Origin of the sequence: Cryobacterium sp. HLT2-28 (assembly GCF_004402495.1) — a bacterium.
GTDB lineage: Bacteria > Actinomycetota > Actinomycetes > Actinomycetales > Microbacteriaceae > Cryobacterium > Cryobacterium mannosilyticum.
The window spans coordinates 36,868-61,025 of sequence record NZ_SOFH01000021.1 but is presented as its reverse complement, the minus strand read 5'-3'; the positions used below and the strand labels follow the sequence as shown (position 1 = coordinate 61,025).

Genomic DNA, 24,158 nt, shown 5'->3' with positions numbered 1-24,158 from the left:
TTTTTCTTGACAAACAAAAGCAAACACAGGTAGCGTGAAGATTATTCACACAGTGACCCCGGTCACTCAACGTCGAGGAGGAGGTCTCATGTTCGCGGAAGAGCGTCAGGCCCTGATCATCGATCTGGTCTCCAGTTCGAGTCGGGTCACGGTCAATGAACTCGCGACCCGTTTCGACATCACCCCGGAGACCGTGCGGCGGGACCTCGACACCCTCGAAGGCGCGCGCCAGTTGCGCCGGGTCCACGGCGGCGCGGTGGCCCTCGACCGGCTGAGCATGTCCGAGCAGAGTCTCGAGGAACGGCAGACCCAGCACCACGACGAGAAGGTGCGGATCGCCGCCGCAGCGTTCACGCTGATCCCCGCCAGCCAGACCGGCTCGATCCTGCTCGACGCCGGAACCACCACCGAACTCCTCGCCGACCTCCTCGTCGACTGGGCCCCGGCCGATCCGGGAGACGAGCTCCTCGTCATCACCAATGCCGTGCCGATCGCCACGAAGCTGGCCGGCAACGACGACATCCAGTTGTACATCCTCGGCGGTCGCGTGCGCGGTCTCACCCGGGCAGTCGTCGGGCCGAGCACCATCGCCCAGCTCGACGCCCTGCGCCCCGACATCGGCTTCGTCGGCGCGAACGGCGTGCACGCCGAGTTCGGTTTCAGCACCCCGGATGCCGTCGAGTCGGCCGTGAAGACAGCCATCGTCCGTTCGGCCCGGCGTGTCGTCGCTCTGGCCGATTCCTCCAAGCTCGACAAGGAAACCCTGCTCCGCTTTGCGGCCCTCGGCGAAATCGACGTGCTGATCACGGACGCTCCCCCATCACTGGAACTTGCCGCGGCCCTCGCCGCGGCCGACGTTGAGGTTGTGATCGCGTGATCATCACGTTTACCCCCAATCCGAGCCTGGATCGCACGATCGGACTGAACCGGCCGCTCGTCCGCGGCGAGGTGCAGCGGGCCGTGTCCTCACACGAGGAACCGGGCGGCAAGGGCGTCAACATCTGCCGCGCCCTCGAGGCATCCGGCCTGCCGAGCCTCGCCATCCTGCCCGGCGATGAACTCGACCCCGTGCTGCAGGGCCTTCGCGCGGCCGGGATCCCCCACCAGGGCATGCCGATCGGCGCCGCCATTCGCAGCAACGTCGCGATCACGGAACCCGACGGCACCACGACCAAGGTCAATGTTCCCGGACCGCTGCTCAGCACCGAACAGCAGCAGGCGCTGATCGCCCTGGTGCTGGAGAAGGCGGAGGGCGCCGACTGGCTCGTGCTGGCAGGATCCCTGCCGCCGGGCGTGCCGGTGGACTTCTACGCCGACATCACCCGGCAGCTGCGGGTCCGCTACGGCGCCGCCGCCCCCAAGGTCGCCGTCGACTCGTCGGGCCCACCGCTGGCCGCCGCCGTGACCGCGGCCCCCGACCTGATCAAGCCCAACGGCGAGGAGCTGGCCGAACTCACCGGAATCCCCGATGCCGACGCGCTCGAGGCAGACCCGGCGCTGGTCGCCCGGGCCTCCGAACGCCTCGTCGCCGCCGGGGTCGGGGCCGTGCTGGCCACCCTCGGCGCCCAGGGCGCCGTGCTGGTGACCGAGGCCGGCGCCTGGCTGGCCCGGACGCCGCCGATGATCGCCGCCAGCACCGTCGGCGCCGGCGATTCGTCGCTGGCCGGATTCCTGCTCAGCACCATTGCCGGGGCATCCGCGCCCGACTCCCTTCGTCAGGCCGCCGCCCACGGGGCAGCAGCCGCGTCATTGCCTGGCTCGACCGTGCCGGCAGTGAATCAAACCAGACCAGGCGATGTCACCGTGACGTCGCTTGTTACCCATCCAAAGGAGGATGTCCAGTGAGTGCACTGATCACGCCGGAGCTTGTTGCTCTGGATAAGAATCTCGGAGCCGCTCCCTCGAGCGTAATCCGGCATCTTGCCGAGCTGATCGTCGGCGCCGGCCGGGCCACCGAGATCGAGGGCCTTTACGCGGATGCCCTCGCCCGCGAGGCGAAGACAGCCACCGGCATCCCGGGCGGCCTTGCCATCCCGCATTGCCGTTCCTCCGCGGTCACCGAGCCGACGCTGGCGTTGGCCCGGTTGACCTCGCCCGTCGACTTCGGGGCCAAGGACGGCCCGGCCGACCTGGTCTTCCTGATCGCCGCGCCGGAGGGAGCCGACCAGGAACACCTGAAGATCCTGGCGAAGCTCGCCCGTTCGCTGATGAAGAGCGACTTCACCGCCGCCCTGCGCGCCGCCAAGTCGCCGGCCGAAATCGTCGAACTCGTCACCAACGTCATCGCCCCCGTCACCGTCGGCGCGGGCGCGGCCGCCGCCGGCAACGCCAACGCCGGCACCGGCTCCAGCTCGTCGTCGTCGGTCAAGCGCATCGTCGCCGTCACCGCCTGCCCCACCGGAATCGCGCACACCTACATGGCTGCCGACTCCCTGGTCGCGGCGGCCAAGGCCGCCGGCGTCGACCTGCAGGTCGAGACGCAGGGCTCCGCCGGCCTGACCATGCTCGACCCGGCCGTCATCGCCGCCGCCGACGCCGTCATCTTCGCCGTTGACGTCGACGTGCGCGGACGGGAGCGCTTCGCCGGCAAGCCGGTCATCCAGGCCCCGGTCAAGCGGGGCATCGACGAACCGGCCAAGCTCATCCAGGACGCGCTTGCCGCAGCCAGGAACCCGAACGCGCGTCGCGTCGGCGGCAACGTCGGCGTCGTCGAGGCCGACACCAAGAACGAGCACTTCGGCCAGAAGGTCAAGCGTGCGCTGCTCACCGGTGTCAGCTACATGATCCCGTTCGTCGCCGGTGGAGGTCTCCTCATCGCCCTCGGCTTCCTGCTCGGCGGCTACGAGATCACCAAGGTCGCCGACGTCGTCGTGCTGCAGAACAGCCTGTTCAACCTCCCTGAGGGTGGACTGCTGATCTACCTCGGCGCGGTCTTCTTCAAGATCGGCGCCCTGTCGATGGGCTTCCTGGTTCCGGCCCTCGGCGGTTACATCGCCTACGCGATCGCCGACCGCCCCGGGATCGCGCCCGGCTTCGTCGCCGGCGCCGTCGCGGGCTTCATGGGCGCGGGCTTCCTCGGCGGTATCGCCGGTGGTCTCCTCGCCGGTGTCGCGGCAGCGAGCTTCGCCAGGCTCGACGTTCCGCGCTGGCTCCGCAGCCTGATGCCCGTCGTCATCATCCCGCTGGTCGCCTCGATCGTCGCATCCGGCCTGATGTTCCTCGTGCTCGGCGGTCCGATCGCCTGGATCACCACGAACCTGAACGAATGGCTCACCGGCATGAGCGGCGCATCGGCGATCATCCTCGGCCTGATCCTCGGCCTGATGATGGGCTTCGACCTCGGCGGCCCGGTCAACAAGGTTGCCTACGCGTTCGCCGTCGCCGGCCTCGGCACCGCCACCATCGCCAACCAGGCGCCGTGGCAGATCATGGCCGCGGTCATGGCCGCCGGAATGGTTCCGCCGCTCGCCATGGCCCTGGCCACGGTGGTCGACAAGAAGCTGTTCAGCCTGGTCGAACGTGAGAACGGCAAGGCGGCCTGGCTGCTCGGGGCATCCTTCATCTCCGAAGGCGCCATCCCGTTCGCCGCGGCCGACGTGTTCCGGGTCATCCCGGCCAGCATGATCGGCGCCGGCGTCACCGGTGCCCTGTCGATGGCCTGGGGAGTGACCTCGAAGGCCCCGCACGGCGGAGTCTTCGTCTTCTTCGCCATCGACAGCTTCCCGCTCTGGGTCCTCGCGATCGCGATCGGAACCGTCGTCGCGGCGTTCGTCGTGATCGTGCTCAAGCGGTACGCAGTAAGGAAGTCCAGCGTCGACGCGGAGACCCCCGCACTCGTCAACGCGTAACCATCACGTCGGCCGCCGTGTCACAAGCACGGCGGCCGACGCGTAGCATGAAATAGCGTGGGCAAATCGCTGCGCATGAAAGAGGTTATCCCGTGCAGAATTTCTCTGGAGTAGGCGTCAGCCCAGGACGGATCATCGGTTCCGTCCGACAGATGCCGAAACCGGTCAGCGAACCCCCCGTCGGTGAGCGCATGTCGTCCTCGACGACAGCGGATGAGGCCACGGCCAGTCTGCGCGCGGCGTCGAAGGTCGTGCAAGCCGAGCTCCAGGGGCGCGCCGCGGCCGCAACGGGTGCCAGCAAGGCAGTCCTCGAGGCCACCGCGCTGATGGCAGCCGATCCCATGCTGATCAAGGCGGCCGTGAAACTCATTGCCACCGGCACCTCGGCCGAGCGGGCGATCTGGGAATCCGGCGCATCCGTCGCCGAGATGCTGCACAATCTCGGCGGCTACATGGCAGACCGGGCCACGGATGTCCTCGACGTTCGCGCACGCATCGTCGCGGAGCTGCGCGGGGTGCCTGCGCCCGGGATCCCGCAATCCACCGAACCCTTTATTCTCGTGGCGGAGGACCTCGCCCCCGCCGACACCGCCACCCTGGACCCGGCGAAGGTCCTGGCCCTGGTCACCTCCGGCGGCGGCCCGCAGTCGCACACCGCCATTATCGCCCGCGCCCTCGGCCTGCCGGCCGTGGTCGCCGCCCCCGGCGTCGACGAACTCGTCGACGGCACCGAGGTCTACGTCGACGGCGCCGCCGGCACCGTCAGCGTCAACCCCGGCGCCGACGAGCAGGCGCTGGTTGCGGCCTGGCTGCTCGCCGCTGAAACCCTCGCCGTGTTCGACGGCACGGGCAGCACCGCCGACGGGCACCTCGTGCCCCTGCTCGCCAACGTGGGCGGCGCCGTGGACGCGGTCAAGGCCGCCGAGCTCGGCGCCCAGGGCGTCGGTCTGCTCCGCACCGAGTTCTGCTTCCTCGAGCGCGACACCGAACCGACCATCGACGAGCAGGTCGTCGCCTACCGCGGTGTCTTCGACGCGTTCCCGGGCAAGAAGGTCGTCGTGCGCACCCTCGACGCCGGCGCCGACAAGCCCCTCCCGTTCCTGACCGACACCACCGAGCCCAACCCGTCCCTGGGTGTGCGCGGCTACCGCACCGACCTGACCACCCCCGGCGTGCTCAAGCGCCAGCTCACCGCGATCGCCACCGCGGCCACCGATTCCCCCGCCGAAGTGTGGGTGATGGCGCCGATGATCGCGACCGTCGACGAGGCCGCCGACTTCGCCGCGATGTGCCGCGTCGCCGGGCTGAAGATCCCCGGGGTCATGGTCGAGGTGCCGTCCGCGGCGCTGCTCGCGGATCGGATCCTCGGCGAGGTCGACTTCGTCAGTCTCGGCACGAACGACCTCACCCAGTACACGATGGCCGCCGACCGTCAGCTCGGCACCCTTGCCGCGCTGAACTCGCCGTGGCAGCCGGCCGTGCTGCATTTGATCAAGCTGACCGTCGCCGGTTCGATCGCCCAGGGCAAGAACAAGCCCGTCGGCGTCTGCGGCGAGGCCGCGGCTGACCCCGTGCTCGCCGTCGTGCTCGTCGGTCTCGGCGTCGCGACGCTCTCGATGACCGCACGTTCGCTCTCCGCCGTCGGCGCTGTGCTGAAGAGCGTCACCCTCGACGAGGCGAAGCGCCTGGCCGAGCTGGCTCTCTCGGCCCGGAACGCCGACGAAGCGCGCAGCCGCGTGCGCGTCGAGCTGCCGATCCTCGAAAAGCTGGGCCTCTGAGCCCCGACGCACCATTTCGCGGCGCACCGCGCCGCCCCACGATCGCCGGGCACAACTCGACGAGCACCAAATGAGGAGAAACCATGTCCGAACGTAAAGCCACCATCGCCAGCAGGGTGGGCCTGCACGCCCGCCCCGCGTCCATCTTCGCCGCGGCCGTCGGCGAACTGCCGATCGAGGTCACCATCGGCCTCGAGGCCGACCCGGTCGAAGACGCAATGGATGCCTCGAGCATCCTGAGCCTGATGAGCCTCGGCGCCGCCAACGGTGACGTCGTCGTGCTCCGCGCCGAGGGTGAGGGCGCCGACGAGGCCCTCGAAGCCCTCGTCAAGATCCTCGAGACCGACCTCGACGCCGAGTAACACCCGGACGTTCCCCCTGGCCGGCCTGTCCCGGTCGGCCAGGCCCGGCGCCCCGCTACGACCCGGCGGGGGTCACCAGCGTGATGAACGCGCTCAGCTGGGTGAGCACCTCGACGCTGGTCGGCAGCGACTCGGTCAGCGCCGGCGAATAGACCAGCCAGGCCGCCCACTGCGCCCTCGAGACGGCCACGTTCAGCCGGTTCGCGAGGAGCAGGAACTCGAGGCCCCGTGGCACGTCCTCGGCGGCCGACGCCGCGAGTGAGACGATCGCGACCGCCGCCTCCCGCCCCTGGAACTTGTCCACGGTCCCGACCGGCACCAGGCCGAAACCGGTCGCCTTCAGCCTGCCGCGGAGGAGTTCCACCTGGGCATTGTACGGAGCCACGACGATCACGTCTTGCTGCCCGAGCGGCGCGGTGACCCCCGCGGATGTCCAGGGTCGCCCCAGCAGGTCGGCCACGAGCCCGACCACTTCCTCCGCCTCCTCGACCGATGAGGTCGCGTTGCCGGAATGTGCCACCGGCAGCGGGTGCAGTCCGGGAGTCACCCCGGCCAGGCTGCGGTCCGACGGGTGCGAGAGCAGCTTGCCCTCATAGGACAGCGCCGAGACGGGAGCGCAGACCGCGGGGTGCATCCGCCAGCTGGTGGCGAGGAAGTAGCCGAATTCGGCCGGGAGCACACGGTGCCCGTCACTCAGCCAGCCGAGGGCGGACACGTCGACAGGTTCCGGGTGGGTGCCCTGGCTCACCTGCGGCAGTTGCTGCGGATCGCCCAGGAGCAGCAGTCGCTCCGTCGACACGGCCGCGGCGATCGTGCTGGCCAGGGAGAACTGGCCGGCCTCGTCGACGACGAGCAGGTCGAGGGACCCGCGTGGCAACCGGTCGGCGTTGCTGAAGTCCCAGGCCGTGCCGCCGACCACCCAGCCGCCGGGGCGGCCGGTGAACGCGCCGAAGGTCCGGGTGTCGAGCAGCGCCCACGGAACGGGCTTGTTCTCCTCGCCCTTCCTGGCCTTCTTGCCGACCCGGTCGGGGTCGAGGCCGACCGTTTCGCCGGCGGTGAGCACCGCGCGGAGCATGTTCTCCACTGCGGCGTGGGACTGGGCGACAACGCCGATCGTCCAGCCGTGGTTGACGACGAGGTCGGCGATCACCCTCGACCCGACGTAGGTCTTGCCGGTGCCGGGCGGTCCCTGCACCGCGAGGTAGGAATGGTCAAGGCGCAACAGGCTGTCCAGGATTGCCGGCTGCACGTCGCCGTCCCGCGGCCGGGCGAGGCCGTGCTCCGCGGTGCCTCCGGGCGCGTCGGCCGGGCCGGCCCGGAGGCGTGGCGGCCGGCGCCGGAGCAGGTCGAACGCGGCATCCGGCACCGGCTCCGGCCAGGCGCCGAGCACGGCCCGGCCCCATTCCGAGATCGCCCCGACCTGGCTGCCGGCCGGCGGCGGGGTGCCGGGGGTCAGCGCGATCGGCAGTTCGTGGTGGGTGGGGGCGTCCCGCTCGAGGATCTCCTCGACGACGAACACCGACTCGTCGATCGCCTCGACGATGGTGGCCTTGTTGTGCGCGGTGCGCGCGCCCGGCTCGGCGCTGGGCCGGATCGGCGGATACGGCGGGTCGTAGAGCAGGAACGGGTTCTGTCCGACCTTGAGAGAGCTGCCGGGGGCGAGCGCGCCCGAGATCCGCAGCAGCCGCCGGTCGAGGCGTTGCCGGCCCTCCCGGTGCCACCCCGTCTGCACGGTGACGGAGTCCACGACGAGCACATCGCGGGTGTCGGCCCACTCGTCTACGGGCGAACCGAGGCGCGAGTAGTGGTCCCACCAGAATGACTTCTGCTCCCGCCGGTGATAGTCGATCGCGGCGGCGGCCAGGGCGAGCGCGGTCTGGTCGGTGCTCCGATCGGCGGGTGCCACCGCGGCGAGGAGGTCGGTGAGCTCGAGGTAGACGGGGTCGGGCTCGCGCACCGGAAGGTCGAAGGCCGGCTCCGCGGCCGCCGCCGCGGGAACCGCGCTCTCGGCGGCGCGCTCGAGCAGCCAGTCGCGGAGCCGCCGGGTGGAGCGGCAGTCGTAGGCGTTGTACCGGGCGATGTCGGCGAGAACGTCGGCCGCGGCATCCGCGTCGCCGTCCGCCAGCAGCTCGCGCGACCGCACGTACTCGGTGATCGAGTCGGCGGCGTTGGCGACGCCCTCGCGCTCCTCGCTGCCCATGTAAAGCGGCTCGAGCTTCTTCAGCGAGTAGCTGCGGCTGCCGATGCGCAGGCCCTGCCGCACCACCGGGTAGAGGTCGACGAGGACGTGGTCCCTGAGCAGGCCGTCGACGGCGTCCTCGCCCACTCCGTGCCGGGCCGCGAGGGTGAGCAGGTGGGTGCGTTCGTAGGGGGCGTAGTGGTAGATGTGCATCCCCGGATGGCGCTCCCGCCGCGCTCGCACGTAGTCCAGGAACTCGACCAGTGCCCGGCGTTCGTCGGCGTGGCTGTGCGCCCAGAACGAGCGGAAGGTGTCGTCGGGCTCGACCAGGCCGAAGAGGTAGTCCAGCCCCCAGACAACGCCGGCCTGGCCGGCCTCGCCCGCGTCTTCCTGGTACAGCGGGTCGCCCTCGAAATCGAAGAAGATGTCGCCCGGGTCGGGTGCCGGCAGCGCCTGGAGCGCGAGCGGGTTGATCACCTCCCAGTTCACGGGCCGGTCGGCGCCGGCCGGCGTGACCTGCAGCCTGGCCTGCTCGCTGAGCGTGTGCAGCGTGGCATCCGAAAGGCCGGGGACCGGGCCCACCGCCGCCGCCAGCTGTTCGATCGTCGCCACGCCGGCGGCGCGCAGTTTCGCGCGCTGGCTGAGCCGCAGGTTGGCCACGAGCAGCACGTCGCGGTGCTGCTGCACCTGGTCGTCGCAGAGGTCGCAGCGCCCGCAGGCGGTGTAGCGCGGGTCGCCCCACTCGGTCGGCCCGGTGTCGGCGAGCCGGTCGTCGACGAGGCGTTCCAGCCTGGCCCGGCGGGTGCGGTAGACGGGCAGGATGTCCCGCAGCCGGTGCGAACTCGTGCGCCCGTCGCCGAGCAGGAGGTGTACCTGCTCCCCCGTCGGGATGCCCATCCGTTCGAGCTGGTCACTGTAGGCAGCGAGCTGGAGCAACGCGGTGATCTTCGCCTTGCGCGCCAGCTTCGTGTCGTACACCTCGTAGCTCGCGCCGTCGTCGGAGCGGATGATGAAGTCCGCGTAGCCGAGGAACCGGCCGTCGAAGAAGGCGGCCTGGAAGACCACCTCGGCGCCACCGGTGAGCGCCGCCTCGCTCGCCCGCACGGCGGAGCCGATCTCGGCGAGGGCGGGGCGTTCGATCTCGACGACCTGGCGGGTCTCCCGCAGCCGGGTGAGCATCCGCAGTTCGTGGGCATCGCCGAGCTCGGCGGTGCGCGCGAGCATGGCGTCGGCGGTCTCGGCGATCGGGTCGATCCGCCCGAGTTTCGCGTCGAGCCTGCGCATCAGCGCCCATTCGCAGCCGGCGGCGGCGCTGAGGTCGCTCGCTGAGTAGACGATGGTGCCGGGATCGAGCAGGAACACGGTTAGCCTCCAGGGGTGCTCCCCCGAGGCTAACCGAACCCTCCGACGGTGTCGTCCTGAGAGCCTGCTGTGGATTCGCTCCGGACGGTCGGGCCTCAACTACTCTGGCGTCACGGCAGGCAGTGGCGCAGCTGGTTGCCGGAGCAGACGGACCCGGATCCGGGACGGTTCCGCACCTGCCTGAGCCAGTCTCATCCCGGTGAAACCGAAAGAGAGTGCACCGTGACGAACGATTCGACCACAGACCAGACCTCGCCCGCCGAAACCGGCGCGAACGGACCCGGGGCCCACAGCATCCAGGACTGGACCGACCTCGGCAAGGAGATGTGGTCCTATCTCACCGGCAAGAGTGCCGTCATCAACTACAGCTTCATCGACATGACCGTCGAGGTGCCGCGGGACATCGGACCCGACGCACCGCGGGCGACCTGGAAGCTCAACGGCACCCTGCGCGTCACCACGAGTGAGAACGCCGGCGCCGAATCCCTCCCCCAGTAGCCATGACCGCGACCACCCGGCTGGACATCGACCTGGCCTTCTCCCTGGTCCAGCCGAGCCCGCCCCCCTCGACCGCGGCGGACCAGAGGGCGGCCGGTGCGGCGGTGCCGACGCCGACCGTCGAGACGATGTCGGGCACGGTCAAGGCCGCCGGCCTCGACGTGGAGATCTTCGCCGGCAAGCCCGAGCTGTTCGTGTCCCCGGCGGTCAGGCTGAAGGACCTTCGCCGGATCGCGGCCGATCTCGCCGACCGCGGCCTGACCGTGTCGCTGAGCGGGCCGAACGGCCTCATCGTTCGCGTGGGAGCGGTGACGTCACCCCCGCTCCAGCGGGTCCTGACCGGGTCGTCCCATATCGTCCTCGGAAGCCGGGCCGCACTCACGCCGCTGCTGCGGCGGCGGTCCCGGCGCCGGGGGGCGCCACCGCTGCCCACCGTGCCATTGCCGCCGTCGACCCTGTTCCCGTTGGTCCCGACATTCGACCGGCGGATCCGCCGCCGGATCACGACGACGCACTACGCGCCGGGTGCCGGACGGCCTCGGCTGGTGTTCGTCGTCGGCTCGGAGAACTGGAACGGACAGGCACCGCGAGAGTTCGATCTGCTGCCCGGGGTCACCACGATCGGGTCCGGACCGGACTGCGACCTCCGGCTGGACGGTCTGCAACCGGTGCACGCCGAAATCCGTCACGACCGGAACGACGAATACGTCCTGTTCCCCCTCGGCCCGGTGGCCGGCGGCACGAAGCAGGAGGTTCGGCCGCACGGCGGCGGACAGATTCTGCGCACCGGCGCCCGGATCGAAATGGGGCCGTGGCGAATGGCCTACTTCCGGGAGGAATACGCCGACCACGGTCGACCGTTCGGCGGCCGGCTTGGCGGCGAACTCGCCGTGCAGCGACCGCAGCCCGCCCGCCCCGCGGCTCCGCCGGAGCGCACCGGGGCCGCGCGGTCCGGCACCGGTGCGAGCAGCGCTCGACAGGATCGCGACGCGCGCCCTGACCTGGCTGGACGATTGGACGATTCCGAGATCTGAGGCGGACCCGGTCGCGGCGCACCCTCGGGAAGCCGGCGCACCGCAAAGCGTGCGCCCGCTTGCGTAGGGTGCGCCGCGACGGATGCCGCCGGCCGCGCCGACCCATACGCCCCGCATTCGGGGGGGTCCCGTCCCTATCGGAGTGCCCGCTGGGCGACTACTGTCCCCATCGACGGCTGTCCCCACGGACGACGGGAGACTCCATGCGCACACCCTCCGCCGGTCGTCCGGGGCTCCGGGCCGGCGCGGCACTCGCCCTGGCCGGCGCGATGGTCGTCGCCCCGGTCGCACTCGAGGCCGCCTCCGCGGCCTGGGCCGTCGCCGACACCATCCCGGTGGGCTTCAACCCGTTCGGGGTTGCCGTCGACGAGGGCACGAACACCGTCTACGTCGCCGCCGGCTCTCCCGCCGCGGTGTCGGTCATCGACGCGGGGGTCGTCGCCGCGACCATTCCCCTCCCCTCAGGAGCCACCGGCGTCGCGGTCGACCCCGTGACCCACACCGTGTATGTCACCGGTGACAACCGGGTCTCCGTGATCGACGGCGCGACGGATGCCGTGACCGGCACGATCGACCTCGGCTTCCCTGCCGACCAGGTCGCCGTGGACCCCGGAACCAGGGCCGTCTACGTCACCTCCCCGGACAGCGGCACGGTGACTCTGGTCGACGGCGCAACGGAGTCGGTCACGGGCAGCGTCACGGTCGGCACCAACGTCAAGGGAGTCGCCGTCGACACCGGCAGCCATGCCGCCTACGTCACGGACGCGGACAACGCCACGGTCACCGTGCTCGAGGGCACCAGCATCGTCGGTACCATCCCGGTCGGGGCGTTCCCCTATGGCGTCGCCGTCGATTCGACCAGCCACACCGTCTATGTCACGAACGCGGGCGACAACACCGTCTCGGTCATCGACGGCAGCACCGCCGCCGTGACCGCCACCATCGCTGTCGGCACCGCCCCGTACCGGGTCGCGGTCGACCCGTCGAACCGGACCGTCTTCGTCACCAACATCAACGGCAACACCGTGTCGGTGATCGACGCCGCCGCCAACACGGTCACCGCGACCGTCCCGGTGCCCAACGCGCCCTACGGTGTCGCCGTCGACCCGGGGACGCACCGCGCCTACGTGGGCAGCACGGATGGCAGCACCGTCACCGTGCTCGCCGACCTGCCTGCCATCACCTCCGGGCCGCCGTCCAGCGGCCTCGTCGGCAGCGCGTACCGCTTCATTCTGACGGCCTCCGGCCTCTCCAACCCCGTCTTCCGGATCATCGGCGGGTCTCTCCCCCACGGCCTGATCCTCGACTCGGCGACCGGAGTGATCGCCGGTACACCTTCGGCCGCCGGGACCAGTTCGGTCGTCATCTCCGTCGCCGATGACGACAACACCGGTGGCAACCCCGCCGCGACGGCAACCTACTCGATCGTGATCGCCCCCGCGGCAGCACCAGCCCAGCCGGGTCCGGCCGCGCCGGGCGTCCCGCGAAGCCGCACCTGGCCCGCACCGGCGTCGACCTCGGTGGGGCGGCCGCCGCGGCGGCGCTCATCCTCGCCGGTGCCGCTCTCGTGTGGCTCCGCCGCCCACGCCGGCGCCTTCCCTGACGCGGAGCCCAGGGCGCCGTGCGGTGACGCCGGGTCGATTCAGGCGGAACCGCCGACTCCGGCGGGGGCGGCATCCGCTTCACGGGGAACCCGGTGCGGAGCAGTGCCGGAGAGCCGCAGCGTCGCCAGGAAGCCGAGCACGAGGAAACCGGCGGCGGCGAAGGCGGAGTACCGGGTGCCCTCGCTGAACGCGTCCCGCGCGGCATCCGCGAGGGCCGGGCTCCGGGCCTCGAGCGCCGGGATGGCCGCACCGGCGCTGTCGACGACGGCGTCGACGATCTGGGACTGCGCGACCGCCGGGATGCCGGGGACGTCGGCGAGTTTCGCGTCGAGCGACGCCCCGACCGAGGTGAACAGCACGGTGCCGAGCACGGCGATACCCAGGGCGGAACCGATCTGTCTGGCCGTGCTCGAGGTACCGGAGCCCTGGCCGCTCTTCTCGACCGGCACGTCCTTGAGCACGACCCCGGTCAGTTGCGCCGTCGCGAGGCCGACGCCGATGCCGTAGACGAAGAGGAACGGCACGACCGACAGCCAGGTGGCATCCTTCGAGATGACGACCCCGAGACCCGTGACGCCGATGATCTCCGCGACGATGCCCAGCCGCACGATGGTCTCGGGCGAGACCTTGTTGCCGAACGCGCCGGCCAGGCCGCTCGCCACGAAGGAGCCGAGGGCAAGGGCGAGCAGCACGAAACCGGTCTGCAGCGCATCGTAGCCGAGCACGTTCTGCAGCCAGAGCGGCAGGGAGAGGATGATCCCGAACTCGCCGAGCGAGACGATCATGGCCGCGATGTTGCCGTTGCGGAACGAGGCGATCCGGAACAGTGAGAAGGCGAGCAGGGTGGTGCGGCCCGTGCGCTGGCGGTGCAGACCCCAGGCGACGAACGCCGCCCCCGCGACGAGCGTGATCGCGAACACGAACGGGATCGGCGACAGCTCGAACGGCCAGGTCCAGTCGCCGACCACCATCGCCTTGTTGGTCAGCCACCAGCCGTAGCTGCGCCCCTCGATCAGCCCGAAGACGAGCGACGCGCTGGTGATCACCGAGAGCACGGCGCCGACGACGTCAACCCGGCGCGGCTCGCCGGCATTCCGCGATTCGACCACGAAGGTGAGCACGCCGATGACGATGATGATGCCGAGGGGCACGTTGATGCCGAACGCCCAGCGCCAGGAGAAGTAGGTGGTGAGCCAGCCACCGAGAAGCGGGCCGACGGCGACCATGCCGCCGATCGTGGAGCCCCAGATGGCGAACGCGATGCCACGGTCGCGGCCGCGGAAGGTGGCGTTGATCAGCGACAGGGTGGTCGGCAGCACCATGGCCCCGCCGACGCCCTGGACCAGGCGCGCGCCGATCAGAAGATCGCCCGATCCGGAGAACGCGGCGAGCACGGATGCCGCGGCGAAGACGACGACGCCGAGCAACAGGATGCGGCGGCGCCCGTACCGGTCAGCGAGGGTGCCGAACACCAGCAGCAGCGCCGCGAAGACGAGCGTGTAGCTCTCCTGCACCCACTGCACCTGGGTGGAGGTGATGGCGAGGTCGTCGACGATCGAGGGGATGGCCACGTTGATGATCGTGGAATCGACGATGATGAGCGCGACGGCGACGCTGATGAAGACCAGGCCGGCCCAGCGGCGACGGGGAGACCCCGTGGCGTCGGCGGGTCGCGCGGCACGGTCGGAGGCGGGGATGCTCATGCGGTGGCCAATCGGGGAGCGACGGACCGTGCGCCGCGCAGGCGCAGGGTGAGGGTGAGAATGACGATGACGGCGACGGCGACCAGGGCCGCGACCGCCGCCGGAGTGGACGGCGGGCTGCCGGTCAGCCGCGCGACGGCCAGCCAGGCCAGTCCCCAGGACAGGGACACGGCGGGGGCGAGACGCCCGCGGCCGGCGACGGCGAGCAACACCCCGACGAGCCCGGCGACGGCCACGATGGCGACAGCCCACCCGTCCGGCGAGGCGCCGAACCCGTCGAAGCCGGCCGCCACGAGGACCGCGGTCACGTTGGCGGCGGTCGCCACGCAGACCCAGCCGAGGTAGAGGCCGATCGTGCCATCGGCGAGAACGGTCTCGATCAGGTTCTTCGGACGCGAAGCCAGGGTGATCCGGAACGTCAGCACGAGCACGGCGAGCAGCAGCACGATCACCGACACGCTCAACCAGAGCTGGTCGAACTGCACGCTCAGGATCCACGCCGCGTTCAGCAGGAGCGACGCCGCTACCGGGTAGCCGAGGCGACGCTGACGGGCATCCGTCTTCTGCGCGGGCAGGAACTGCCAGATGGCGTAGCCGATCAGGCCGAGGTAAATCGGGGTCCAGATGCCGAACGCCGGAACGGCGGGGGCGATAAGGGTGGCGTCGGCGGCAAGTGCACCGCCCGACGCGTTCTGGATCGGCGTGCCGCCGGCCGCACCCGAACCGATGAATGAGCCGATGATCGCCAGGATCGCGCTGACCAGCACGACGCCCTGGCGGAGAAGGTCACTGCCCTGTTTCATCTCATCCTCCTAATAGTCAATTAGCTTAGCTAGTTGACGTTAGCACTGGATGAGGGTGCGGAAAAGGGCCCGCCCGGCCCGAACCCCGCCGGGTCAGGTCGAGTCAGACGGGCTCACCAGCCGGGTCAGTAGTCGTAGGCGATGGAGCAGGTCTGCTGATTCGCGGTCTGGCCGCGCAGCCCGGCGATCGTTTCCGGCGCGGCGGGGGCCGGCGTCGCGGCCGGGTCGGTCGCGGCCGAGTCGGCCGTCTCAGCCGGTGCCGGGGTTTCTGCGGGAGCCGGCGCGGCCGGGTCCGCCTGGGCGCCGTTGCCGAGTGAGTTCTCGTCGAGGGTGAACGGCTGGTCGGCTTTCACCTTGGCGAACAGCGCAGTGGCGAGCTCCTCCGACGGCACGAGCTTCGCGGTGTTTTCGGGATCCTCCGCCGACGGGTACTGCACGAAGACGAGCTTGTTCAGGTCGATGTCCTTCAGCGCGAGCGCCATGCTCACCATCGTGGGGATGTTCGCGAGCGAGGTGGAGAGCTTGAGGTTCGTGCCGGCCGCGTTGGCCAGGCCGGTGAGCTTCGACACGTCGGTGAGGGTCGAGTTGCTCTTCATCACCCGCATCAGCGAGGACATGTAGGCCTGCTGCGACGAGATGCGGGACAGGTCGCTGCCGTCGCCGACGCCGTGGCGGCTGCGCAGGTAGGAGAGGGCCGTCTGGCCGGCGACGACGCTGGTGCCCGCGGGGAGGTTGAGGCCGGAGGCAGGGTCTTCGATGGCATCGTTGAGGCAGATCGGAACGCCGCCGACGGCATCCGCCATTGCCACGGTGCCTTCGAAGGAGATCAGCCCGGCGAAGGGGATGTCCAGGCCGGTAAGTTCGGAGACCGTCGAGACGACGCAGCCGAGGCCGCCGCGACCGTAGGACGCGTTGACCGCCTCGGCGTCGACGGCGGGGTTGACATCGCCGGTGTCGGGGTTGGTGCACTCGGGCTGGGCGATGACGAGGTCACGCGGGATGCTGACGACGACGGCGCTCTTATGGTCTGCGGAGACGTGCAGCAGGATGTTGACGTCGTTCAGGGTCGAATCGCGTTCGCCGTAGGACTGGCCCTGGGCGGTGGAGTTGTCGACACCGACGACCAGCACGTTGAAACCGCCGGCGAAGGAGGCCGCCTTTGCGGTTTTCGCAGGCTTCTTGCCGTTGGAGATGTCCACCGAGTTGGCGGCGACCTTGGTGGCGAGCTGGTTCACGGCGATGGCGGCGACGGATGCCCCGCTCACCAGTGCGACGGCCAGCGTGATCGCGACGACCTTGAGCAGCGGCCCCCAGAATTCGCGCCAGCGGGAGTGGCCTTTGTGGCGCACCAGACCGGTCGCTTTGGCCTGGCGACGGGCGTCTCCACGCCCGATCGGCTCCTGCTCCCGTGCCATTGATCTCCCTGTCTCGGTTTTTTGCACTAATCGCCCACCATATAGTCCGCACCCGTGTGCGCCCTGAATATTCCTGTGGATGCCTCACAGAGTGCGCCCCTGGGAGCCACGGCGGCCGTGCCAGACTGCCGGGATGCGGATAAACGGAGTGCACCACATCGCCATCATCGCCAGCGACTACGAAGCGTCCAAGGCGTTCTACCAGGACGTGCTCGGCGCCACCCTCGAGGCCGAGTACTTCCGGGCCGAACGGGATTCCTGGATGGGCAAGCTCGCCCTGAACGGGCACTACCTGATCGAACTGTTCTCGTTCCCGGACACCCCGCCGCGGCGCAGCGGCCCGGAGGCGCTCGGCCTGCGCCACCTGGCCTTCGAGGTCGACGACGTAGCGGCGGCCCACGCCGAACTCCTGCGGAAGGGCGTCGACTGCGAGGAACTGCGGGTGGACCCGAACAACGACAAGGCCATGTTCTTCTTCCGTGACCCCGACGGCCTCCCGCTGGAGATCTACCAGAGCTGACTAGGCCGGCAGCAGATCGAACCTGACCCCGTCGTCCTGCACCAGGATGCGAAGCCGGTCCAGGCCGGGCACGACGAGGTCGGCGACCAGGTCGGCCGCCGCGTGGGTGCCCTCGACGCCGATGGTCGCGCAGCCGGCGGCCCGGGCTGCCTCCAGGCCGGCCGGAGCGTCCTCCACGACGAGGCAGCGGGCCGGGTCGACGCCGAGGCGCGCGGCGGCGGCCAGGAACGGCTCGGGGAACGGCTTGCCCCGGCTCGTCTCCTCGATCGTCACGACGGTGGCGACGGTGGGCACGCCGGCGGCGGTCAGGCGCACCAGGCAGAGCGCCCGGGTGGCGGAGGTGACGATCGCCCGCCGGTGCTCGGGGATACTCGCGAGCAGCTCCCCCGCGCCGGGGAGGATCGCGATGTCGCCGGTGTCGGCCAGCTCGAGCTCGGTCAGCCGCACGACGGCCTGGTCGACCTGGTCGGCCGGCACCAGCGTGGCGAGCATCTGGCGGGCCGGCACCCCGTGGCGGGCACCCTGGAACGACTCGCCGAGGCCGGCTTCGTCGGCCCAGCGCCGCCAGGACCGGTTGACGGCGTTGGTCGAGTCGACGAGGGTACCGTCCATGTCGAACAGCACGGCCTCGAAGACCCGGCCGAGCAGGGTGTTCGAGGTGTCGGGAGACTCCCGAGGCGCGGTCGGGTCGGTCGGGGCGGTCGGGGCGTTCGTCATGGGTGTCCTTTCCCGGGGCCGCGATTGTCGGCTCCGGTCACCCGGCAATTCTCCCGCACCGGCGCGCACGGGTGCTCCCCCGTACGCTGGACCAATGATCATTCCTCCCCTTGCGGCGAAGAAACCGACCCGGCGGGTGCACCACGACGACGTCTACATCGACGACTACGAGTGGCTGCGCGACAAGGATGACCCGGCCGTCCTCGCCCATCTCGGCGCCGAGAACGACTACACGGATGCCCGCACCGCCCACCTCGAACTGCTGCGGGAGCAGCTCTTCGAGGAGTTCAAGGGCCGCACCCAGGAGACCGACCTCAGTGTGCCCGTGCGCGAGGGCCGGTGGTGGTACTACACCCGCACGGTCGAGGGGCAGGAGTACGGCATCCACTGCCGGGCCCCGATCACCGGGCCGGACGACTGGGAGCCGCCGGTGATCACCGCCGACGGCGACCCGGCCGCGGCCGGGCTCCCGGGCGAGCAGCAGCTGCTCGACGACAACGCCGAAGCGGCCGGGCACGATTTCTACTCCCTCGGCAGCTTCGATGTCAGCGCCGACGGGAGCCGGCTGCTCTACGCCGTCGACACCGAGGGAGACGAGCGGTACACGATCCGGGTGCGCGACCTGGCCACCGGGCAGAACCTCCCCGACGAGATCGAGGACACCGCCGAGGGCGCCCTGTTCGATCCGAGTGGCCGCTACCTCTTCTACACCACGGTCGACGACGCCTGGCGGCCGGACACCGTCTGGCGGCACGAGGTCGGCGCGGAGGCATCCGTCGACAGCGAGGTGTTCCACGAACCGGACGAACGGTTCTGGGTGGGCGTCGGCGTCACCCGCAGCCGCAAGTTCCTGCTGGTCGAGGCCGGGTCGAGCGTGACCACCGAGACCCGGCTGCTCGCCGCGGCCGACCCGACCGGCGAGTTCGTCGTGGTCTGGCCGCGCCGCGACGGCGTCGAATACGACGTGGAGCACGCCGTCGTCAACGGCGAAGACCGCCTGCTGATCGTGCACAACGACCACGCGGTCAACTTCGAACTGGTCAGCGTGGCCGCGGCGGACCCCCAGGGTCCGCAGCGGATGCTGCTGCCCCACGACGACGCCGTACGTCTGGAGGGCGTCGACGCGTTCCGCGACTTCGTCACCGCCGAATACCGCCGGGACGGGCTCACCCGGGTGGCCATCGCCCGCACCGATACCGGCTCCGGCTCTGACTCTGACTCTGGCTCCGGCTCCGGCGGGCTCGACTTCGCCGAACTCACCTTCGACGAGCCGCTCTTCACCGTGGGCGCCGGCGCCAACCCGGAGTGGGACCAGCCCACGGTGCGGTTCGGCTACACCAGCTTCCTCACGCCGTCGACCGTGTACGACCATGTCGTCGCCACCGGCGAGCGCCGCCTGCTCAAGCAGCAGCCGGTGCTCGGCCGCTACGACCCGGGCCTGTTCGAACAGCGTCGCGAGTGGGCGACGGCCGCGGACGGCACCCGCGTGCCGATCTCCCTGGTCTTCCGCCGCGACCTGGTGCGCCCGGGGGTGCCGGCGCCGACCGTCCTCTACGGCTACGGGGCGTACGAACACAGCATCGACCCCGGCTTCAGCATCCCGCGGCTGAGCCTGCTCGACCGCGGCATGGTCTTCGCCATCGCCCACGTGCGCGGCGGCGGCGAACTGGGCCGCCCCTGGTACGAACAGGGCAAGAAGCTGCACAAACGCAACAGCTTCACAGACTTCATCGACTGCGCCCGGCACCTGGTCGACCTGGACGTGACCAGCCCCGACCGGCTCGTCGCCGACGGCGGCAGCGCCGGCGGGCTGCTGATGGGCGCGGTCGCGAACCTGGCGCCGGAGCTGTTCGCCGGCATCCACGCCGCCGTGCCGTTCGTCGACCCGCTCACCTCGATCCTCGATCCGTCGCTGCCGCTCACCGTGATCGAGTGGGACGAGTGGGGCGACCCGTTGCACGACCCCGAGGTGTACGCGTACATGAAGGGGTATTCCCCGCTCGAGAACGTGCGCGCGACCCGGTACCCGCGCATCCTCGCCGTGACCAGCCTGAACGACACCCGGGTGCTCTACGTCGAGCCGGCCAAGTGGGTGGCCCGGCTGCGCGAGGTCGGGGCGGATGCGCTGCTGAAGACCGAGATGTCGGCCGGCCACGGCGGGGTGTCCGGGCGCTACGCCGCCTGGCGCGAACGGGCCTTCGACTTCGCCTGGCTGATCGACGTCGCGGGCGCGCATCCGTCCGGGGAGGCCACGCTCCCCGAGTAGCGGGCCCCGCTCCGCCCGCTCCGCCCACTCCGGGATGGAGATTCTCGCGCCACGCCGGTGCCGCCGCCGCGTTCCCCGGCGCGTCGGGATTTTCTCCGATCCAACGTGCCGCGGGGCCCGGGCCGCGCGTGAGAGCATGGAGCCATGTCGCGCTCCGGGACTCCAGCGGCATCCGCCGAGTGGAAGCGCATCGCGGGGCCTGCCGCCGAGGCGCCCGGCTCCCCCGCCGCCGGCGGCGCGCCGGTGTCGATGGGGCTGCAGTTCGAGCTGCGCGAGCAGACCCCCCGCACGAATGAGCGTTGGCGCGGGCCGACGGCGCGAGCGGTGACCACAGTCCGGCCCGGGCACGGCGAGCTCCGGCTCGGGGTGCGGCCGGTCATTCTGAGCGCGCGGGGCAGCTGGGTGCGCACGAACGTGTCCTGGAACCAGCTCGGATTCCACCTGAACCGGCTCAATCTCAACCCCGACCACCACCGATGGCTCAGCCAACTGCTCGCCCTGCACCGGGCGGTGCGCGGCGTGTACACCGGCCAGGAGGCCGACTGGCTCTACCTCGACGACTTCACCAGCCCGCTGCTCTGGACTCTCTTCGACGAGGCCGCCGCGATCGGCCTCCGTTTGGTCGGCAGCAAGAAGGATGCCGAGGTCACGGTGGGCCGCACGGCCCTCCTGAGCCTCGACGCGAGCGCCGACGCGGTCGACGAGGGTCTCCGCCTGGCCACCCGGCTGCTGATCGACGGCGACGCCCACCCCGCCGAACACGCCGGCGCCATCGGCAGCCACGGTCTCTACGCCTGGGAGCTCGGCGCCCGGCCACAGCTCACCCTGGCCCCCGCCGACCGGCCGCTCAGCCGCGAACAGCTCCGGCTGCTCGGGCAGCCGGGCAGGGTCGACGTGCCGGAGTCCGACGTGGCCGAGTTCCTGACCGTCTTCTACCCCGCTCTGCGGCACACCCTCCCGGTCACGAGCACGGATGCCTCGGTGCACTTCCCCGAGGCAGACCCGCCCGTGCTCGTGCTCACGGCACGATTCCGGCCGAAGCAGGCGCTGGAGCTCGAGTGGCACTGGGAGCACCGGGAGGGTGCCCGCGTGACCCGGAGCCCGCTCCGGCCGGTGCCCGACGCCCGCGACGCCGGCACACCCGACGCCGACACACCCGAAGCCGATACTCTCGCCACCGACACCCCCGGCCCCGAGACTGCCGACACCCCTGAAGCCACCATCCTCGCCGACGCGGCCGACACCCTCCGGCTGGAAGGCAACCCGGCGCCCGGCCCGGCACCCCGCCACCTGCACGACATCGAGACGGCCGAGTTCGCCGAGCGGAGCCTGCCGAGGCTCCGCTCGGTGCCGGGCGTGCGCGTCGACGTCGTCGGCGACCCTCCCGACTACCATGAGCTCACGGCGGTTCCCAAGCTCACCGTCAGCACGGTCGAGACCGATCAGCGCGACTGGTTCGACCTCGGCGTGCTGGTCACCGTCGACGGCCGGAGTGTGCCGTTCGGCCCCCTCTTCAAGGCCCTGGCCAAGGGGAAGGCCAAGCTGCTTCTGGTCGACAACAGCTACCTCTCGCTGCGCCAGCCGGTGTTCGAGCGGCTGCACGAGCTCATCGCCGAAGCCCGTGCCCTGCAGGAGTGGGACACCGGGTTGCGGATCAGCCGTCACCAGGCCGCCCTCTGGTCCGAGTTCGAGGACCTCGCCGACGAGACCGTGCAGGCCGTGGCGTGGCGGTCCGCCGTGGCCGGGCTGCTCGCCCTCACCGCGGGCGACCACCCCGCCGGCGGGCAGCGCGCCCTCGCCGAGCCAGGGTCCGTTTGCCTGCCGGCCGGACTCCAGGCCACCCTGCGCCCCTACCAGCTGCACGGCTTCGCCTGGCTCGCCTTCCTCTGGGAGCACCGGCTCGGCGGCATCCTCGCCGACGACATGGGGCTCGGCAAGACCTTGCAGACCCTGACGCTGCTCGCCCACGCCACCGCGCAGCCGCGCACCCCGGGCCGACGGCCGTTCCTGGTCGTCGCCCCGACCTCGGTGGTCTCCAATTGGCTCGCCGAGGCCGCCCGGTTCACGCCCGGCCTCTTCATGCGCGCCGTCACCGCGACCGAGGCGGCCGGTGGGGCACCGATCGAGGATGCCGCGGCCGGCGTCGACGTCGTCGTCACCTCCTACGCGCTCTTCCGCCTCGACTTCGAGGCCTACCAGGCCGCCGGCTGGGCGGGGCTGATCCTCGACGAGGCCCAGTTCATCAAGAACCGAGCCTCGAAGGTGCACCTCTGCGCCCGGGACCTGGACACCCCGTTCAAGCTCGCCCTCACCGGAACGCCGATGGAGAACAACCTGCTCGAACTGTGGGCCCTGTTCGCTGTCGTCGCCCCCGGCCTCTTCCCCTCGGCCCGCCGCTTCGCCGAGGATTACCTGCGACCCGCAACGGCCCCGGCCGACCCGGCGCTGATCCATCGGCTGCGCCGCCGCATCCGGCCCCTGATGCTGCGCCGCACCAAGGACGTCGTCGCTCCGGAACTGCCGCCCAAACAGGAACAGACCCTGCAGATCGAGTTGAACCCGCGGCACCGGCGGCTCTACGACACGTTCCTGCAACGGGAGCGGCAGAAGCTGTTCGGCCTGATCGAAGACCTGGACCAGAACCGGTTCATCGTCTTCCGGTCGCTGACCCTGCTGCGCATGCTCAGCCTGGACCCCTCGCTGGTCGACGAAAAATATGCCGGGGTGTCCTCGAGCAAACTGGACGCCCTGTTCGACCAGCTCGAAGACGTCGTCGCCGAGGGACACCGGGCGCTCGTCTTCAGCCAATTCACCTCATTCCTCGGCAAGGCGGCGGCACGGCTCGATGCCGCGGGAATCGCCTACTGCTACCTCGACGGGTCGACGCTGCATCGTTCGGCGGTGATCGACCGGTTCAAGCAGGGCGCCGCGCCGGTGTTCCTGATCAGCCTCAAGGCGGGCGGGTTCGGCCTGAACCTCACCGAGGCGGACTATGTCTTCCTGCTCGATCCGTGGTGGAACCCGGCCACCGAGACGCAAGCCGTGGACCGTACTCACCGGATCGGTCAGACGAAGAACGTGATGGTCTACCGGATGGTCGCCACCGACACGATCGAGGAGAAGGTGATGGCGCTCAAGGAGCAGAAGGCGGCGCTCACCGGCTCGGTGCTCGACGGTGCCGGCACGGCCGGCGACGCCGGCTTCAGCGACGCGCTCACGGCCGACGATATCCGCGGCCTGCTCGAACCCTGAGCCCCGGCGACGGGCTCAGCCCGCGGCCAGCTCCTCGGCGATCCCGGCCGCCCACTCGTCGATCGCAGCCCAGTCGCGGAAATCACCCTCGGGCAACAGCTCTCGCCCGGACGGGATGCGCCGCACCAGCCGGTCCCGGCGACCGAGCACGCCCGGATCGAGGGCGCCGAAGAACACCTGGCGCCCGCGCGGGCTCAGCGCCTCACCGAACTCCTCGAACTGCTTCGGTTCGGCTTCCTTGAGCTTGTCGCGCCCCTCGGCATCCTTCGGGTCGGTGCCGAGTGGTCCGCTGCTGAACAACCAAACCGGCTTGCCGGCCAGCTCCGCCAGGTGTCCGCGCACGAATTCGGTAGCCTCCTTGCGCCACGACCCCATGTAGACCGCACTGCCGAGCACGAAGGCGTCGTAATCCGCCGGCTTGTCCACGGATGCGAGGGGCCGGGCGATCGTGTCACGGCCCGCCTCGCGCAACTTGCGCGCGATGCGCTCGGCTATTCCCTCGGTCGCACCGTACTTGCTCGAGAACCCCACGAGTACCGTCATGATGAGTGCCTCCTGTTTTCCTGCCTGGGTACCTCAATCGTAACGACCGAGGGCCGCAGCCGGTTCCCGCCCGTCCCCCACCCGGCGAGCTCCGTGATCGGCCGCTCCGTCGTCGTCAAGCGCCGATCCGGCCGGGGGCTGGCGACCAGCTGGGTCCAGGCCGTCATCTTCACCGTCGCGATCGCCGTCGCCACCCTGAACGTCATCGACCTTTTCTCCGAATTCGTGCGGACGATGCCAGGATTGGTCCCCGGCTCGGAGCATCTCCAGCGTG

16 protein-coding genes and 1 pseudogene are annotated in these 24,158 nt (G+C 70.6%); 11 read left to right on the top strand and 6 right to left on the bottom strand.

The features are described 5' to 3' along the window. Positions 1-88: 88 nt before the first annotated feature. From E3O48_RS10430 to E3O48_RS10410, 5 genes are all read left to right on the top strand, one after another. Positions 89-877 carry a DeoR/GlpR family DNA-binding transcription regulator gene (locus E3O48_RS10430; protein ID WP_134511025.1) on the top strand — a complete coding sequence of 263 codons (789 nt, stop codon included), beginning with the start codon at positions 89-91 and terminating at the stop codon, positions 875-877. Continuing rightward, entirely contained in the window at positions 874-1,845 is a 972-nt protein-coding gene (locus E3O48_RS10425; protein ID WP_134538651.1) for a 1-phosphofructokinase family hexose kinase, read from the top strand. The genes E3O48_RS10430 and E3O48_RS10425 overlap by 4 nt, the downstream gene beginning before the upstream one ends. Beyond that, entirely contained in the window at positions 1,842-3,848 is a 2,007-nt protein-coding gene (locus tag E3O48_RS10420) for a fructose-specific PTS transporter subunit EIIC (protein WP_134538649.1), read from the top strand. The genes E3O48_RS10425 and E3O48_RS10420 overlap by 4 nt, the downstream gene beginning before the upstream one ends. Before the next feature lie 92 nt (positions 3,849-3,940). Continuing rightward, positions 3,941-5,626, top strand: a complete 1,686-nt coding sequence (gene ptsP / locus E3O48_RS10415) for a phosphoenolpyruvate--protein phosphotransferase (RefSeq protein ID WP_134538647.1) — start codon at positions 3,941-3,943, stop codon at positions 5,624-5,626. An 83-nt stretch (positions 5,627-5,709) separates the two neighbouring features. Beyond that, positions 5,710-5,988, top strand: coding sequence for an HPr family phosphocarrier protein (locus E3O48_RS10410; RefSeq protein WP_134511029.1), 279 nt, complete (start codon positions 5,710-5,712; stop codon positions 5,986-5,988). Positions 5,989-6,043: 55 nt separating this feature from the next. On the opposite strand, the gene E3O48_RS10405 is transcribed toward E3O48_RS10410, so the two are convergent. Then, positions 6,044-9,529 (bottom strand): bifunctional RecB family nuclease/DEAD/DEAH box helicase, encoded by a 3,486-nt coding sequence (locus E3O48_RS10405; protein ID WP_134538645.1) that lies wholly within the window; start codon positions 9,527-9,529, stop codon positions 6,044-6,046. A 294-nt stretch (positions 9,530-9,823) separates the two neighbouring features. Here E3O48_RS10405 and E3O48_RS10400 point away from each other — a divergent pair, with 294 nt between their 5' ends. The 3 genes and pseudogenes from E3O48_RS10400 to E3O48_RS18030 all read left to right on the top strand — a co-directional run. Beyond that, entirely contained in the window at positions 9,824-10,027 is a 204-nt protein-coding gene (locus E3O48_RS10400) for a hypothetical protein (protein ID WP_134511045.1), read from the top strand. 2 nt (positions 10,028-10,029) lie between these two features. After that, on the top strand, positions 10,030-11,061 hold the full coding sequence (locus E3O48_RS10395) for an FHA domain-containing protein (RefSeq protein ID WP_174774789.1): 1,032 nt from the start codon (positions 10,030-10,032) through the stop codon (positions 11,059-11,061). Positions 11,062-11,264: 203 nt separating this feature from the next. After that, positions 11,265-12,479, top strand: a pseudogene (locus E3O48_RS18030) (putative Ig domain-containing protein); the annotation flags it as partial. A 224-nt stretch (positions 12,480-12,703) separates the two neighbouring features. Here E3O48_RS18030 and E3O48_RS18025 read toward each other — a convergent pair. From E3O48_RS18025 to E3O48_RS10375, 3 genes are all read right to left on the bottom strand, one after another. Next, positions 12,704-14,368: a DHA2 family efflux MFS transporter permease subunit gene (locus E3O48_RS18025; RefSeq protein WP_134538641.1), complete on the bottom strand. Its 1,665-nt coding sequence runs from the start codon at positions 14,366-14,368 to the stop codon at positions 12,704-12,706. Continuing rightward, positions 14,365-15,171, bottom strand: coding sequence for a tryptophan-rich sensory protein (locus tag E3O48_RS10380; protein ID WP_134538639.1), 807 nt, complete (start codon positions 15,169-15,171; stop codon positions 14,365-14,367). The genes E3O48_RS18025 and E3O48_RS10380 overlap by 4 nt, the downstream gene beginning before the upstream one ends. A 125-nt stretch (positions 15,172-15,296) precedes the next feature. Then, a complete protein-coding gene (locus E3O48_RS10375; RefSeq protein ID WP_134538637.1) occupies positions 15,297-16,586 on the bottom strand; it encodes an LCP family protein in 1,290 nt (429 codons plus the stop codon). 133 nt (positions 16,587-16,719) lie between these two features. On the opposite strand from E3O48_RS10375, the gene E3O48_RS10370 reads away from it, so the two are divergent. Then, a complete protein-coding gene (locus E3O48_RS10370) occupies positions 16,720-17,106 on the top strand; it encodes a VOC family protein (protein WP_134538636.1) in 387 nt (128 codons plus the stop codon). Here E3O48_RS10370 and E3O48_RS10365 read toward each other — a convergent pair whose 3' ends face one another. After that, positions 17,107-17,823, bottom strand: a complete 717-nt coding sequence (locus E3O48_RS10365) for an HAD family phosphatase (RefSeq protein ID WP_134538634.1) — start codon at positions 17,821-17,823, stop codon at positions 17,107-17,109. 94 nt (positions 17,824-17,917) lie between these two features. On the opposite strand from E3O48_RS10365, the gene E3O48_RS10360 reads away from it, so the two are divergent. Together E3O48_RS10360 and E3O48_RS10355 are read left to right on the top strand one after the other, a co-directional pair. Then, complete coding sequence (locus E3O48_RS10360) at positions 17,918-20,089, top strand: S9 family peptidase (RefSeq protein WP_134538632.1); 2,172 nt, start codon at positions 17,918-17,920, stop codon at positions 20,087-20,089. A gap of 144 nt (positions 20,090-20,233) precedes the next feature. Further along, complete coding sequence (locus tag E3O48_RS10355; RefSeq protein ID WP_134538630.1) at positions 20,234-23,341, top strand: DEAD/DEAH box helicase; 3,108 nt, start codon at positions 20,234-20,236, stop codon at positions 23,339-23,341. 15 nt (positions 23,342-23,356) lie between these two features. Here E3O48_RS10355 and E3O48_RS10350 read toward each other — a convergent pair whose 3' ends face one another. Then, the gene (locus tag E3O48_RS10350) at positions 23,357-23,884 is read right to left on the bottom strand and encodes a flavodoxin domain-containing protein (protein WP_134538628.1); all 528 of its coding nucleotides are present in this window, start codon (positions 23,882-23,884) and stop codon (positions 23,357-23,359) included. Between the last annotated feature and the right edge of the window lie 274 nt (positions 23,885-24,158).